Genomic DNA, 14,950 nt, shown 5'->3' with positions numbered 1-14,950 from the left:
GCACTCGCAGAGCCTTACTCTGCTGTCTTCCCGTTTTTTTATTGATGATGCTTCACTAAAAAGTGATTCCCCACCATAAGGGAGTCTCATCATTAAAAATGGTTCGCATCTGATTCAAGGATTATGAACGATGAATGGCAGGGCGCCCCAGATCAGGGCTCTGCCGCGGGCTACCACTGGAAATCTTTGATCAGGAAATCTTCCAGGCCATCATTGTCTTGGGGACGTGCAGACAAAGTCACCACCCGCCCGAGACGCTTGGACTCCCAGGTGAAATCCCCTTTGTAATCACGCCGGATAATCTCGATCATGCGCTTGACCACCGCCCGGCGGATATCGCCATCAGGTGGAGCTTCCACCTCGATATATTCGGTGCGCGGATTGCTGAAGTAGCGCCAGCCGCGGAATACAAATTTGGCTCCGCGTGAGCTCATCTGGGTAATCTGGAACACACCGCCGCCGGCTTCTTTCAGGTTGCGCTGAATATTGGCCTCGCGAATCTCGTCCGCTGTCGGCCCACGATCCTTGGCCGCGGCGTCTTCATTCAGGATGGAAGGATCGCCCTGCGCACGTCGCCTGTCCTGCTGCTGTTTGACGTAGCTCATCATGTCGGTCGGTGGAGGCGACATATCCGGCTCCGGCGCAGGCTGGGGTGGAACGCGTCTATCCAGCGGAGTGGGAGCTTGTTCACGTGCAGGTGGCTGAGCCGCCATGACGGGAGGCGAAGTCGGCTTGCTTGGCTTGCTTACCGGTTTGCTGACAGCCTTGGGAGGTGCTTTGGGCGCCGGGGCGGGCTCAGGCTCGGCCTGCGTACTGGGTTGCGGCGTCTCAGCAGCTTTAGGCGCCGCCTTGGGGCCCAGCTGCATCACAATCTGGCTGGATTCGGCAGGCTCCGCTTCCGGGCCCGAATCCAGGGGATGAATGATGACGGTAAACAGCAGAATCGCGTGTATCAGCAGCGAAATCACAATCGCGATCAGCGTATTGCGGCTGATACGAATCTGCAGCATGCGATCACCCTTGGGACGTTTATCCCAGGAAAAAGCGGCCGCGGCAGAGGTGGGCAGTTGCGAAGAGGGCTGTTTGTTAATCAACACGGGTTCTTGTGAGCTTGATGCTGGTCTAAATCGCCATATTGGAGCCATGCCACCCGAGATGGTTGCATGAACGACCATAAGCTTAACATCAAGCGTAATAGCGTAATGTTAAAAAAAGTAATCATCACTTGGTGGCAGATGGCGCCATATTCGTTTGCGAGCTTGAGCTCGTGTTGCCTGCTTTTAAAAAAAATCGAAACTTTGCCGCCCAAAAGCCTACTAAAAGGTAACAGGGGAAACTTACAACACCCTGACCATCCCACCATGTCAGGAGTGGCTGAATGTAGATTATCTTTTAAAAACAACAGCAAAAGGGAACTCCATTGCAATTACAACCTCACCATAAAGACATGGGCTCATGCGTTGCCTTGTTTGGCGAAGTATTAGCCGATGTTTTTCCTGATGGCCATATTCTCGGCGGCGCACCTTTCAATGTGGCGCGGCATCTGCAGGGCTTTGGTCTCAACCCCGTGATGATTTCCCGCACGGGAAACGATGCCCTGCGCGAAGAATTGCTGGCCGAGATGAACGCCCGCGGCATGGATACCTCCGGTATCCAGTGCGATCCCCAATACCCCACCGGCCAGGTCACTGTGCATATGGATGCCGGTGGCCATCGCTTTGAAATCCTGCCGTATCAGGCATACGACTATATCCACGCGGGTGTGACGCACATGCTGACCATGTCCATCAAGCCTGACCTGGTCTACTTTGGCACGCTGGCCCAGCGCAATATGGAGTCGCGCCTTGCCCTGGATAATTTTCTCAACGACGCCCGCAGCCCGCGCTTTCTTGATCTCAACCTGCGTGCGCCCTGGTATGACAAACATACGGTGCGACGTTCGCTGTTGCGTGCCGATATTGTCAAGATGAATGAAGACGAACTGGGCGCGCTGGCAGTGCTGCTGCGCCTGCCCGGAAAGTCATTGCCTGAGCTGGCAATGGCGATGCTCAAGCGCTTCAATCTCAAACTGGTGGTGATCACACGCGGCGAGCAGGGCGCGTGGCAATTGAATGCCAGCGGTGAGTTGCAGGAAACCGGGCCACAAGCCATGGCGCAGCCTTTGCAGGACACGGTAGGCGCTGGCGATGCCTTTGCTGCCGTCTATATACTGGGCCATCTGCAGGGATGGGAAGCCAGCCTCACCCTCACCCGCGCCAACCAGTTTGCCAGCGCGCTTTGTGCCGTCCGTGGCGCTGCGCCGCATGACCTGGCGTTTTACCAGCCCTTTGTGCAGGAGTGGCTATCATGATCACCGCCAGCGATAGCCCGCTGTATGTATTGATGATCAGCCTGCATGGCTTGATCCGGGGTTACGACCTGGAGCTGGGCCGTGATGCGGATACCGGTGGCCAGATCACCTATGTGGTGGAGCTTTCGCGCACGCTTGCTGCACACCCCGAGATCGGCAAGGTCGATCTGCTGACCCGTGCCATCCTTGACCCTGCGGTCTCGCCCGAATATGCGCAACCGGAAGAAGTGCTCTCGGCAGGCGCCCGCATTATCCGCCTGCCCTTTGGCCCCAAACGCTATCTGCGCAAGGAGCTCATGTGGCCTTATCTGGATGAGCTGGTGGATCGTTGTCTGCATTACCTGCGGCAACAGGGCCGCCTGCCTGATCTGATCCATACCCACTATGCCGATGCCGGCTATGTCGGCCAGCAATTGTCACTGCTGCTGGGGATTCCCCAGGTGCATACCGGTCATTCGCTGGGTCGCACCAAGCGTGAGCGCCTGCTGGCAAGTGGCCGCAAGCAGCATGCCATTGAACGCCAGTTCAATCTGGAGCGCCGCATTGCGGTGGAAGAAGACATCCTCAAGCACGCCGCCTTTGTGGTGACCAGCACGCGGCAGGAAATCGACTCGCAGTACGGCATTTATCACAACGTTGCCCAGCAACGCTTTGTGGTGATTCCCCCGGGCACCGACACCAAACGTTTCTCACCTCCCGGCAGGCGCAAGATTCAATCTGACCCGCAGCAACAGATAGACCGCTTTCTCAGCGACCCGGACAAGCCCATCATCCTTGCCATCTGCCGCCCCGACCTGCGCAAGAACCTCAAGGGCCTGGTCAATGCCTACGGACAATCGCAGGAACTGCAGGAAAGGGCCAATCTGGTCATCGTCGCCGGCACGCGCGAAGATATACGTGCCATGGAAGAGTCGCAGCAGCAGGTGATGCAGAACCTGCTGCTGGACATCGACAAGTATGACCTCTGGGGCAAGGTCGCCATTCCCAAGCAGATATCGCAGGATGCGATTCCCGAGCTTTACCGGCTGGCCGCCAGAAGACGCGGTGTATTTGTGAACTCTGCGCTGACCGAGCCATTTGGCCTGACCCTGATTGAAGCCGCCGCAAGTGGCCTGCCCTTTGTGGCACCGGATGACGGTGGCCCGCGCGATATCGTGCGCAATTGCCGCAATGGCCTGTTGGCCAATACCCTGGAATGCGAGGCGATAGGCCAGGCGCTGACCACCGCACTGGCAGACCGCAAGCAATGGCGCGCCTGGTCGGCCAACGGCCTGCTCGGCGTCAAACGCCATTACAGCTGGGATGCGCATGTTGCCAAGTACATGAAGGAGATACGGCAGGTACTGCGCCGCAATCGTAAAGGTGTGCGCCGTCATCACGCGCTGTTGCTGGATTCTGGCAAATCGCAAATGCCCCTGGTCGAGCGCACCCTCATCAGCGATATCGATAACACCCTGCTGGGCGAACGTGCTTCTCTGCAACAGCTGATGCAGTGGTTGAGCCGCAACAAGGGCAAGCTGGCGTTTGGCATTGCGACCGGACGGCCAGTGGAAAGCGCGATTGCCATCCTGAAAAAATGGCAGGTGCCGCAGCCGGAGATCCTGATTACCTCGGTTGGCAGCGAGATTCATTATGGCGCCAAGCTGATTCCGGACATGGGCTGGGCCAACCATATTCGCCATATGTGGCGCCGCGATGATCTGCAACAAGCCCTCACCGGCATCCCCGGGCTTACCTTGCAAGCGCCGGAAAACCAGCGCGAATTCAAGCTGAGTTATATCGTGGACCCCGAACGCATGCCGACCATCAAGGAGCTATACCGCCTGCTGGGCGAGCGCAAGTTGCGGGCACAGTTAATCTATTCGCATCAGGAGTTTCTCGACATTTTGCCTATTCGCGCCTCCAAGGGGCATGCCATCCGCTATCTGGCCTATAAGTGGGGCTTGCCGCTGGAAAACTTCCTGGTGGCTGGCGACTCCGGCAATGATCAGGAGATGCTGGTCGGCAATACCCAGGCCATCGTCGTCGGCAATTACAGCCCCGAACTGCAGACGCTGAAAGGCATGCACAGCGTGTATTTTGCCTCAAGGCATTTTGCCGCCGGCATACTGGAAGGGCTGAGTCATTATGGCCTGCTGGGCATCCCCATCAGCACAGCCCCGCAAATCCCGGATTCGGAAGAAAGCGAGGTGCCCCATGTATGAGCAGGTCTCGCATTCCCTGCTGAATGACATCCTGATCGGCCTGAAGCCCGAGATCAAGAAACACAATCTTCAGCATTTCTATATCCGGCTGGGCGCCAATTTTTACGCCATTTATTCGCTGTTTCATACCTTGTATGGCGAACGGCCGGATTACAAACAGCAATTGGGCAAGCTGGTGGAAACCCTTACGCGGCAATACCTGAATCGTGCGCCGCACCTGCGCGAGCAGGATCTGGCGCGGGAAAAAGACCATACCTGGTTCCTGAGTCAGAAATGGGTGGGCTTCGCCATGTATTGTCAGGAATTTGCCGGTGATCTGCAGGGCGTACAGCGTCATCTGCATTTCCTGCAGGACCTCGGCATCAACCTGCTGCACATCATGCCCATTATGGATTGCCCTCAAGGCAAGAGCGATGGCGGGTATGCCGTGCGTGATTTCCGCCAGCTGGATCCGCGCTATGGCACGCTGGCCGATCTCGATGCATTGATCAGCAACCTGAAAAAGCGTGACATGCTGCTGGCGCTGGATGTGGTGGTCAACCACACCTCGGACGAGCACGAGTGGGCGATCAAGGCACGGCAGGGCGACTCCAAATACCAGGATTACTACTACATGTTCGACAACCGCGAGTTGCCGGATTTGTATGAAGAATCCATGCTGGAGGTCTTCCCGGAAACGGCGCCCGGCAATTTCACCTGGAATGCCGAAGCAAATAAATGGGTGATGACGGTATTCAACCAGTTCCAGTGGGATCTGAACTACCGCAACCCGGCGGTGCTGATCGAGATGATCGACATCATTCTGTACTGGGCCAATCACGGCGTGGATATTTTGCGGCTGGATGCCGTGGCCTTCCTGTGGAAAAAAATCGGCAGCAGTTGCCAGAATGAGCGCGAGGCCCACCTGATACTGCAATTGATGAAGGATTGCTGCCAGGTAACGGCTCCCGGCGTTTTGTTTATTGCGGAAGCGATTGTGGCGCCACCCGAAGTCATCAAGTACTTTGGCGAAGATGCCATCAATGCCAAGGAATGCGAGATTGCCTATAACGCCACACTGATGGCGCTACTGTGGGAAGGCGTTGCCACCAAAAAAGCCTCGCTGCTCAACAAGGGCATACGCAATATTCCGAACAAGCTGGAACGCGCTACCTGGCTTAACTATCTGCGCTGCCATGACGACATCGGCCTGGGCTTTGATGATAACGATATCCGCCAGGCAGGCTATGAACCCTGGGCCCATCGGCAATTCCTGATCGATTATTACACCGGCAACCGGGACGACTCCATCGCCCGCGGCGTCGCCTTTGGCCGTAACGATAAAACCGGCGATGCCCGCATTTCCGGCTCGCTTGCCTCCCTGGCCGGGCTGGAAACCGCGCTGAACCGCCAGGACGAGACCGCGATTGATACCAGCATACGCACCATATTGCTGTTGCATAGCATCATCCTGTCTTTCGGCGGCATTCCCCTGCTGTATTACGCGGACCCACTGGGCACGCTCAACGATACCTCGTATCTGGAAGACGAACTCAAATACAACGACAGCCGCTGGGTACACCGGCCCCGCATGAACTGGGAAAAAGCCGAACTGCGTCAGCAGCCGGGCACGGTGGAATATCGGATTTTCAATGGATTGAAAAAGTTGATTGCGCTACGCAAGGAACTACCCGCGCTGGCCGATCTGAACAATCGCGAGCTGTTTGAGCTGGAAAATCCGCATCTGCTGGTGTATTCGCGCTTTGACCCGCTGAACAGCCAGGCCCGTGTACTGGTGGTCAACAACTTTGACCATAACGCCCAAGCCATGCCGCTGGAGCAACTGCGGCGCGCAGGTTTTTTCACCCACGGCACCGTGCAAGAGACGATCTCGGCAGATAGCTATGCATGCGCTGAAGACAGTTTGCTCATCCCGCCACTCACCGCGTGCTGGTTCAAGACCTGAACCAAACCGCCCGGCGGCATGATGATGGCACACCATGCTGATCATCGCCCGCCAACACATGCAACAGGAGACACCATGGAACACTATCTCATTCAGCTTGGCATTGAAGACTTTCAGAAATTCTGGGAGATCGCCAAGGTATTTCTCAAGATTGTCCTGATACTGGCTATCGCCTGGCTGGCGATGCGCGTCATCAACCGCATGCTGCTGGCACTGAAAACGCACCTGCTCACGCATGCGCAGGACAACCCGGAAGAGATCAAGCGCGTGCAAACCCTGGGGCGGGTGTTCCGCTACATTGCCACCGTGCTGATTTCCGTGATCACCATCATGGAGATACTCAACGAGCTGGGCGTATCGATTGCGCCTATTCTGGCGGCTGCAGGGGTGGTAGGTGTGGCAGTGGGCTTTGGCGCACAGAGTCTGATCAAGGATTATTTCACCGGTTTTTTCCTGCTGCTGGAAAACCAGATCCGGCAGGGAGATGTGGTGGATGCCGGCGGTAAAAGCGGCTTTGTGGAAGAAGTGACGCTACGCTACATCAAACTGCGCGACTATGATGGCAATGTGCATTTCATTCCCAACGGCGTTATTTCTACCGTCACCAATATGAGCCGCACCTTTGCTTTTTCCGTCATTGATGTGCGCGTGGCTTTCCGCGAAAACGTGGAAACCGTGATGACGCTGATGCGCGAAGTCGCGCATGATCTGAAAGCGGACCCGGACTTTAATCAGAAAATACTGGATGATCTGGAGATGGCCGGGGTGGATCGCTGGGACGATTCAGCGGTGATCATCAAATGCCGTTTCAAGGTGTTGCCGCTGGAGCAATGGACCGTGCGTCGCGAATATCTGAAGCGCCTGAAGCACGCTTTCGATGATGTCGGTATCGAGATTCCTTATCCTCACCTGACCATTTCGGCGGGCCAGATGCGGGGCGAAAACAGCCCTGCCATGGACAGCATGAATTAAACAGCAGGGGTGTCAGAGATGCGCCGGGAGCTTAATGCGGAAAAGCCAAAACCTCAGCTGCATTCGGCGCCAGGCGCCAGCAATGTCAGACGCAATCGCCGCTGGCTAGCGTCATCTTGACGATTTCGCGGCGTAGCTCAAGCTCGCGTTGCTGGGTTTTATACAGCGTGGTTTGCGTGAAGCGGTCGGGGATTTCCAACACATTCAGGTACTCCGGCTGAAACGCAGGAGCGGGGATCAGATAGTCAAAACTTGCGGCATGCATGTCAATTCCTTGTGGGATATCGGGTTAATACTCGGGCTGAAATTGTGTTTCAGCGCCATTAAGAGCACACGAAAATCAAAAGATTCCCGCGCACTCGCAGTTTATTTGGAATTTGCGGATAGCAAACCGCCAAACTAAGCTGATATCGTCCAGCAAATTGATTTCTTTAGCGTATTGCCAGATTTATTTGCCTAAGAAGGCGTCCGGCAGGCATTAATGCAGCTCATGCAAGTGCAAGCGGCGCAACCGGGGCGCCAGGCGGGCCGTGGCGGCGACGACCGCCAGGGTCATGGTGCCACCAAAAATCACCGAGGGCACCAGCCCCATCAGCCGTGCGCTGACGCCGGACTCAAACGCCCCCAGCTCATTGGATGAGCCGATGAAGATGCCGTTGATGGCAGACACGCGGCCACGCATGGCATCCGGCGTCATCAACTGCATGATGGTGGTGCGCAGCACTACCGAAATCCCGTCAAAGACGCCCGACAGTGCCAGCAAAAAGGCGGCCAGCCAGAAATGCGCCGTGAGGCCGAACAGGATAATGCTGACGCCAAAGCCAGCCACTGCCATCAGCAGGTATTTGCCCGCATGCCGATTCAGCGGGTGACGCGCCAGTACGATACCAATGATCACCGCGCCGACCGCAGGTGCGGCGCGCAGTATGCCCAGACCTTCGGGGCCATGATGATACACATCATGTATGAACGCAGGCAGCATGGCGACAGCGCCACCAAACAGCACCGCGAACATGTCCAGCGCCTGGGCACCCAGCACAATCTGGTTGCTGAAAACAAAGCGCAAGCCTTGTCCTATGCTGGTAAACACCGGCACGCTCTCGGCAGGGGGTGGCTCAACCACCCGTATGCTAAGGATAGCGACCGCGGCCATCACGGCGAATCCGGCAGACACCAGGTAGGCCACGCTGACCGTGGTCCAGCCTACCAGAATGCCACCCAAGGCAGGGCCCATCACCAGCCCGATCTGAAATATGGAACTGCCCACCCCGGCCGCACGGCCAAATTCGCTACGCGGAATCACCAGGGCAAACAAGGCGCTGAAGGAAGGGCCAATAAACGCCCGGGCAAACCCGACACACACAATCGAACCATAAATCCAGTAGGTCGGATTCCCCGGCAGATAGCCTGCGGATACCGCCGCCAGCGTCAGGGCATTCAACATCAGCACGCCCCCGGCCATGGCGCCAAAAAATCGCCGGGAGTGATGGTCTACCGCGTAGCCAGCGAACAAGGCGGTGCAGATATAGGGCACCACTTCGGCCAGGCCGATGAGGCCCAATGACAGTGGATCGCGGGTGAGTTGGTAAATATGCCACCCCACGACCACGGCCACGATCTGGTAAGAAAAAATCACCGAAAGGCGGAAGGCCATCAATTTCAGGAAAGAAGGGGTCTTGAGCAGGGGAAATTGGGCAGAATCTGTGGAAGAGGTCATGGCAGCGTTCGGTCTAAAAACGCATTTTACGGGAAACTGGAGCGAAATATGCTTGAAATTCCGTGTGACATTGGCGTCATGGGCATGAGGTCAACGCGACACTCGGGCCACAGGCTGTGCAGAGATAAACATATGCAGCTAACGGTATGGTTTACACCTGTTAACGATTGGGGTTAAATGATGCAACAGCATAATTATAAAAAGAACTTGATGATGTCAGGCAGCGCAAAAGGGGTACTTTTTGGTGCAGTGACGGTGGTGATGTTAGCCATCATCGGTTCTTTTTTTGTACCCCAGCCATGGCTGCCCTGGCTTGATAATCTGCACTGGACCGTCAGCAGTGGCGCCTCCTTCATCCTGACCTGGATAGGTTACCGTCAGGCATACCCAGAACAGCGTGAGCCGCGCCGCTGGTTCCTGCTGGGCATAGGCTCTTACTTTGTAGGACAGCTGTGCTGGGACGTACAGTACGCTATCGGCTGGAATCCATTTCCCGCACCTGCTGACTTTTTCTATCTGATGCTGGGGCCCTGCTGCATCCTGGGCCTGCTCAGCGCCCTCAAGCTGCATCTTTCCCATGCAAAACTCACCGCCGCCAAACTGGACATGGCGGTGATGACCATTGCCGTCATTGGCCTCGTTCTGCTTATTTATCTGGGGCGCCAGTCAGATAGCAATGCGCTGCAACTGCTGGTGCTGGTGTTTTATCCGGCAGGCTTGCTCAGTGCTGCCTGCTTTGCGCTCTTGCTGGTGCCGTTTTTGCGGTTGCGCTTGCAGTGGGGCTGGCTATTGTTGCTCGGCGGGCTGGCATTGGAGGGCGGCATCTGGATGCAATGGAATCTGAATGTCATCGACCAGGTGAACATAGACGGCTCCCTGCTCAACCATGTTTTTTCCGCTTCTGATTTGCTGCTCGGCCTTGGCGCCATGCACTGGATGGCAACGTCATCGTCCAATCACACCTACATCCGTATCTGCCAGAGCATACAACGCGCGATCCCGTTGATGGCCATGCTGATCGCGATCAGCACCATTTATTTCATGATGATGGATACGACAACGCCTATCGCCAAATCCATTGCATTGGGTTCCTGCCTGAGCATCATCGCGCTGGCCATGGTCAGGCAGAGCATTCTTCTTGCGGAAAGTGAGCGCCTGCTGACAGCTGAGCAGTTGATAGAAGAGGGGCAAATGCGCTACCAGCATCTGGCGCATCATGACATTCTGACCGGCCTGCCCAATCGCCTGCTTTTTCAGGACAGGCTGACCCACGCTCTGGCCTTGAGTGCGCGTAACAATAATCGGGTGGGGATGCTGTTTATCGATATCGACCACTTCAAGAATATCAATGACAGTCTGGGCCATGTGATAGGGGACGAGCTACTGGTCGCGATCGTGGAGCGCCTGAAGCTCCGCATACGCGAACAGGATACGTTTGCGCGCTTGGGCGGCGATGAGTTCGTACTGCTGATCGAGCAATTACAAAATGCCAGCGAAGCCGCCACCATTGCCAGCAATCTGCTGGAAGCGCTCAAAACCCCGTTTCACCTAAGCGGCAATTGCGAAGTCGTCATCAGTGCCAGCATCGGCATCAGCGTGTGTCCGGAAGACACCCAGGATGCCACCCAGTTGATCCGCAATGCCGACTCCGCCATGTACCGCGCAAAGGATACGGGCCGTAACCGCTATCAGTTTTACACCGAGGAACTGACACAACGCGCGCAGGAAAGGCTGATGACAGAAAGCCGCCTGCGACAGGCCATACGCGACAAAGCCTTTGTCTTGCATTACCAGCCCATCTACTCCAAAGGGGAAGATGGCGGAGCTCCCTCCATTTTCAGCTGCGAATGCCTGATCCGCTGGCAACAGGACGATGGCAGCCTGATTTACCCTGATCTGTTTATTCCCTGCGCAGAAGAAACCGGATTGATTATCCCCATAGGAGAATGGGTACTGGACCATGCCTGCGCTCAGCTGGCCGAGTGGGATACCCGGCTGCCGGACAACACGCTCAGCATGGCGGTGAATATCTCGGCCCGGCATTTCTGCGATGCGAATTTCGTGATGACGGTGCATGAGGTATTGAAACGTCATGCCATTGCACCGGGGCGACTGATCATCGAGATTACGGAAAACGCGGTGATGGACAGAATGGATATCGCCATTCCCACGCTGGAAACGCTGGTTAGAACCGGCGTACGCATCGCACTGGATGACTTTGGCACCGGTCACTCATCGCTAGCCAAGCTGAAAACCCTGCCCATTCATGCGCTTAAAATTGATCGCGAATTTGTGAAGGATATCCCTGACAGTACGGATGATATGCAGCTTGCCGCCAGTATTATCCGCATGGCACAAGGGCTGCATCTGCAAACTGTGGCCGAAGGAGTGGAGACACAGGAGCAGTATGATTTTCTGGCACAGGCAGGTTGTGACAAATTTCAGGGCTACCTGTTGTCACGCCCGGTGACGGCAGAAAAGATTTACACCCTGCTTGCCGCCTCTGCAGAACTGGCGACAGCCTGAGTAATACCACCAGCACTCACGTCCGGCCGATCGACCAGATTCAGGGAAGGCCGACATCCTGGGCAGACAAGGGCCCATATACCAACTCATCCATTCCCCAGAAGCCGCCGGTGGCATCGAGGTAATAGGCTCCGCCGTCTTCATCCTGATACAGGGTAAATACGTACACCTTGCTGTTGTAATACTTGCCGGGCTCCTGATACACCTGACGCAAGGCTTTTTTCTCACGCATGTGCTTCCAGTCCTGCTTGTCGATGGCAGGCAGTGGCAGCAGAGAGTTGCTGTCTGCCCCGAAAAACGTCTGGTACCGCTGATTGAATGCCGCCTGAAGCGCGTCTGCGCCCACCGCCGCGGCGCTCATGGCATGCATTGCCAGAGACGCTGACAGCACCCAGGCTGAGATGGATTTAAGCCGCATTGTTACCGTTAGCCTCTGCCGCACTGGCATCGGTAATTTCACGTATCTCGGGCTCTTCCAGCAAGGCTTCTGCACCAATCACCTGATTGCGACCGCTGTGCTTGGCCTTGTAGAGCGCGGCATCAGCACGTGGCACGATAGTTTCCGGCCCCTCGCCCGGTAGCCGTTCGGCGACCCCGGCGCTAAAGGTGATCAGCACACGCTCGTTGCGATGCATGAAGAAGTTTTTGGTGAGATCCCGCTGTACGCGTTTCATGATGTCCATGGCCTCATCCTGCTTGGTACTGGGCAGTATGATGATGAACTCCTCGCCACCGTAGCGCGCCAGCACATCGGTATTGCGCAGCGAGAATTTAACGATGCGCACCAGATGGATCAAGGCCTGGTCGCCAGTCGCATGCCCCAGGTTATCGTTCAGCTGCTTGAAGTGGTCGATATCCATCATGGCAATACTGAGCGGCGTACCATGCCGGTCGGCACGGGCAAATTCCCGCTCCATGGCTTCATCCATGCCGCGGCGGTTGAGTGTGCCGGTGAGGTAGTCTTCGTGCGCCACTTCGCTGATATGGTCCAGACGGCGCGTCAGCTCATCAATCAGCTTCTCAGCCTCGTCAGCGCGTTGCTGCGCATCCACCAGCGCATCCTTGGAACGCTGTATGCTCAGGCCTATGCTGCGGGTATCGTTGAGCAGGCTGTCGATCACCGAGTTGAGCTCCACCAGATCTTCGGTCGATGTGATGCGGTCGCGATAGCCATTCAGTTTGTTCTGGTATTCACCGGTATCGGTGTCCATCTCGGCCAGTCTGTCCACAAAGATTTCGGCCATCCGCTTCAGCGAGTCCTTGGCTTCAATCAGGCGTGGCTTGATCTGCCCCTGCTTGTACAGCAACTCTTTCAAGCTGCTTTCGGCGTCATAAAGCCGGGTAAGATCCAGCGGTTTTTCGAGGATATCCTGCACGATTTTGGTCTGCCCATGCAGCCATTTATCCTCCAGCACCAGCTCACCCATGCTGTTGTTCAGCAGTCGCAATAACTGCAACAAGGCTTCATGCAGGCGGTTCTGCTGATCGCCATGCATTTCCAGGGTAAACAGCACGCTCTTCAATTCTTCGGCAATACGCTTGATCTGGGTTTCATTGGTGGCGGCATTGATATCCTTGACCAGCTGTTTGGCCTTGGCTTCCGGCTCGGGCAGGGAATGCAGTTGCGGGATCAGCACCAGCTCCATGGTACGCACCAGCATCTCACGCCAATATTCGGCGGGCTTTTTGCCATACAGCGATTTGCTGGGAGCTGGGGTGGGCGTTTCACCTATGGTTTCCGCTTCGCCTTCCAGCACCTGCGGCCCGTCACCCGGTACATGATCGGCCACCGAACCTTGCCCCCATGAATTGACGAGGGATTGAATCTTTTGCGGCAAGACATCGGGATCACTGCCGAAGTTGGTCAGCACCCGGTTAAGGCCTTCTTTCTTGCGCGTCAGGGTGACGCCCTTGTGGCTGACTTCCAGCTGCTTCAGCAGGTTGCGGATGACGACGGGCCAGCTGGTTTCATCGCCACCTGCTGCGCCCAGGGGCAATAGCTTGATGAGCTGGTCTTCCAGCCTGGACCAGTCTTTTTTCTCGATAAGCGTGGCGATGGATTGAGCGGCGGCAATGTACTTGGGGCGTTGCTTCCCCGCGTCGTGCAGAACCTTGTCCAGCACATGGGCCAGTTCCAGGGTTTCATTGGTGGATACGACGCCGGCAATCTCGTCATAAACCGTACGGAAATTATCCGGCGTAGGCGGGACTTTGCGCGAGGCAAGCTGCATCAATGCCTGCCTGGCAATCTCGATGGGGGTCGGTTTTTCTTGCATACTGGCTCGCGCTTAGCTCCATGGCCGATGCCGCAGCACCGGAGTTTCAAACAGCATTCTGGCTTTTGTCAGCATACGCTACCACAACTGTGTTAAATGACGTAAACAGAGCCGCCATTTAACGCCTGTTCATGCATGGGCAGCTTATTTGGCGCGAAAGGTAACCACCAGCACGTCACGATAGGCAGGATGCGCCGGATCGATCTGCTCGACCGGCGTCACGCCATGCATGCAGCGCCTGTCGTTGACGATGGCGCTATCCAGCGGCTTGGTCAGGGTAAAGCTGTCCAGGGTTTTGTGTTCGAGGTCGTGCATGGTGGTGGTGCCGCTGGAAATATTCACGCGCTTCACCATCATGACCAGCACAAAATCGACACCATCCCGATGTATGCCTTCGGGGGTTGGTTTGCCATGCAGCTCAGCACTGGCTTCAATGCGGAATTGATGGCATTCGATATGCCATGCCTTGTCAGGCAGCATGCGGCTGAACATCTTGCGACAGAAGCGCAGGATGTTGCGCATGCTGTTACCCTGCATGATGTGCGCTGGTATGGGCTCAAATTCGCGCGCAACACCGCCATTGAGCGGGTTGTAGTCCAGGCTCTGGTAATGCGGCTGATGCGGCTCGAGCACAATGTCACCAGCTTGCGCTGGCGCACTGAGGGTGGCATAGCGACGGCGGCGATATCGTCCACCATCGGCCATGTATTGATCCAGCGGCATGGCTTCCCAGCTGGCAGCAAACGCAGGCCAATCACTCAGGGCATCCTCGGCCTGCGCCAACAACCACGCTTGCATGGCCTCGCCTGCCACAAAACTGAAGCCCGCCCGGGCTATATTGTCCAACAGTTCGGATTGTCGCAGTAAGGGTGCCACGCAGTATCGCTATCTATGAAATCATGAAAGATAAGCATCTTAGCCGCTTGCAGAGGCAATCTCAACGTTGGCAGAGGCGGATTG

11 protein-coding genes are annotated in these 14,950 nt (G+C 56.3%); 5 read left to right on the top strand and 6 right to left on the bottom strand.

The features are described from left to right. Positions 1–170 precede the first annotated feature (170 nt). On the bottom strand, positions 171–1,097 hold the full coding sequence (locus ACWWD9_RS00745; RefSeq protein WP_455867415.1) for a hypothetical protein: 927 nt from the start codon (positions 1,095–1,097) through the stop codon (positions 171–173). A 350-nt stretch (positions 1,098–1,447) separates the two neighbouring features. Between ACWWD9_RS00745 and ACWWD9_RS00740 the strand changes: the two genes are divergently transcribed. The 4 genes from ACWWD9_RS00740 (at position 1,448) to ACWWD9_RS00725 (ending at position 7,471) form a co-directional block, all read left to right on the top strand. Next, on the top strand, positions 1,448–2,350 hold the full coding sequence (locus ACWWD9_RS00740; RefSeq protein WP_455868121.1) for a carbohydrate kinase family protein: 903 nt from the start codon (positions 1,448–1,450) through the stop codon (positions 2,348–2,350). Continuing rightward, positions 2,347–4,554 (top strand): HAD-IIB family hydrolase, encoded by a 2,208-nt coding sequence (locus tag ACWWD9_RS00735; protein WP_455867414.1) that lies wholly within the window; start codon positions 2,347–2,349, stop codon positions 4,552–4,554. The genes ACWWD9_RS00740 and ACWWD9_RS00735 overlap by 4 nt, the downstream gene beginning before the upstream one ends. After that, on the top strand, positions 4,547–6,499 hold the full coding sequence (locus ACWWD9_RS00730) for an alpha-amylase family protein (protein ID WP_455867413.1): 1,953 nt from the start codon (positions 4,547–4,549) through the stop codon (positions 6,497–6,499). Before ACWWD9_RS00735 ends, ACWWD9_RS00730 begins: the two co-directional genes overlap by 8 nt. Before the next feature lie 75 nt (positions 6,500–6,574). Beyond that, on the top strand, positions 6,575–7,471 hold the full coding sequence (locus tag ACWWD9_RS00725) for a mechanosensitive ion channel family protein (RefSeq protein WP_015831205.1): 897 nt from the start codon (positions 6,575–6,577) through the stop codon (positions 7,469–7,471). A gap of 85 nt (positions 7,472–7,556) precedes the next feature. Here ACWWD9_RS00725 and ACWWD9_RS00720 read toward each other — a convergent pair whose 3' ends face one another. Together ACWWD9_RS00720 and ACWWD9_RS00715 are read right to left on the bottom strand one after the other, a co-directional pair. Then, positions 7,557–7,736, bottom strand: coding sequence for a hypothetical protein (locus tag ACWWD9_RS00720; protein WP_013443470.1), 180 nt, complete (start codon positions 7,734–7,736; stop codon positions 7,557–7,559). 213 nt (positions 7,737–7,949) lie between these two features. Further along, complete coding sequence (locus tag ACWWD9_RS00715; RefSeq protein WP_015831206.1) at positions 7,950–9,188, bottom strand: MFS transporter; 1,239 nt, start codon at positions 9,186–9,188, stop codon at positions 7,950–7,952. Positions 9,189–9,449: 261 nt separating this feature from the next. Here ACWWD9_RS00715 and ACWWD9_RS00710 point away from each other — a divergent pair, with 261 nt between their 5' ends. Next, a complete protein-coding gene (locus ACWWD9_RS00710) occupies positions 9,450–11,714 on the top strand; it encodes a putative bifunctional diguanylate cyclase/phosphodiesterase (RefSeq protein WP_455867412.1) in 2,265 nt (754 codons plus the stop codon). A 40-nt stretch (positions 11,715–11,754) separates the two neighbouring features. On the opposite strand, the gene ACWWD9_RS00705 is transcribed toward ACWWD9_RS00710, so the two are convergent. The 3 genes from ACWWD9_RS00705 to ACWWD9_RS00695 all read right to left on the bottom strand — a co-directional run bounded on the left by ACWWD9_RS00705 (position 11,755) and on the right by ACWWD9_RS00695 (position 14,866). Further along, the gene (locus ACWWD9_RS00705; RefSeq protein ID WP_455867411.1) at positions 11,755–12,132 is read right to left on the bottom strand and encodes a hypothetical protein; all 378 of its coding nucleotides are present in this window, start codon (positions 12,130–12,132) and stop codon (positions 11,755–11,757) included. Then, the gene (locus tag ACWWD9_RS00700) at positions 12,122–13,990 is read right to left on the bottom strand and encodes a GGDEF domain-containing protein (RefSeq protein ID WP_455867410.1); all 1,869 of its coding nucleotides are present in this window, start codon (positions 13,988–13,990) and stop codon (positions 12,122–12,124) included. Before ACWWD9_RS00700 ends, ACWWD9_RS00705 begins: the two co-directional genes overlap by 11 nt. A 144-nt stretch (positions 13,991–14,134) precedes the next feature. Further along, positions 14,135–14,866: a 2OG-Fe dioxygenase family protein gene (locus tag ACWWD9_RS00695; protein WP_455867409.1), complete on the bottom strand. Its 732-nt coding sequence runs from the start codon at positions 14,864–14,866 to the stop codon at positions 14,135–14,137. Between the last annotated feature and the right edge of the window lie 84 nt (positions 14,867–14,950).

This window comes from Methylovorus sp. SPW-M1, from assembly GCF_053848825.1.
Note: the sequence above shows the minus strand (reverse complement) of the source record. Positions and strands in the feature narration are given on the sequence as shown.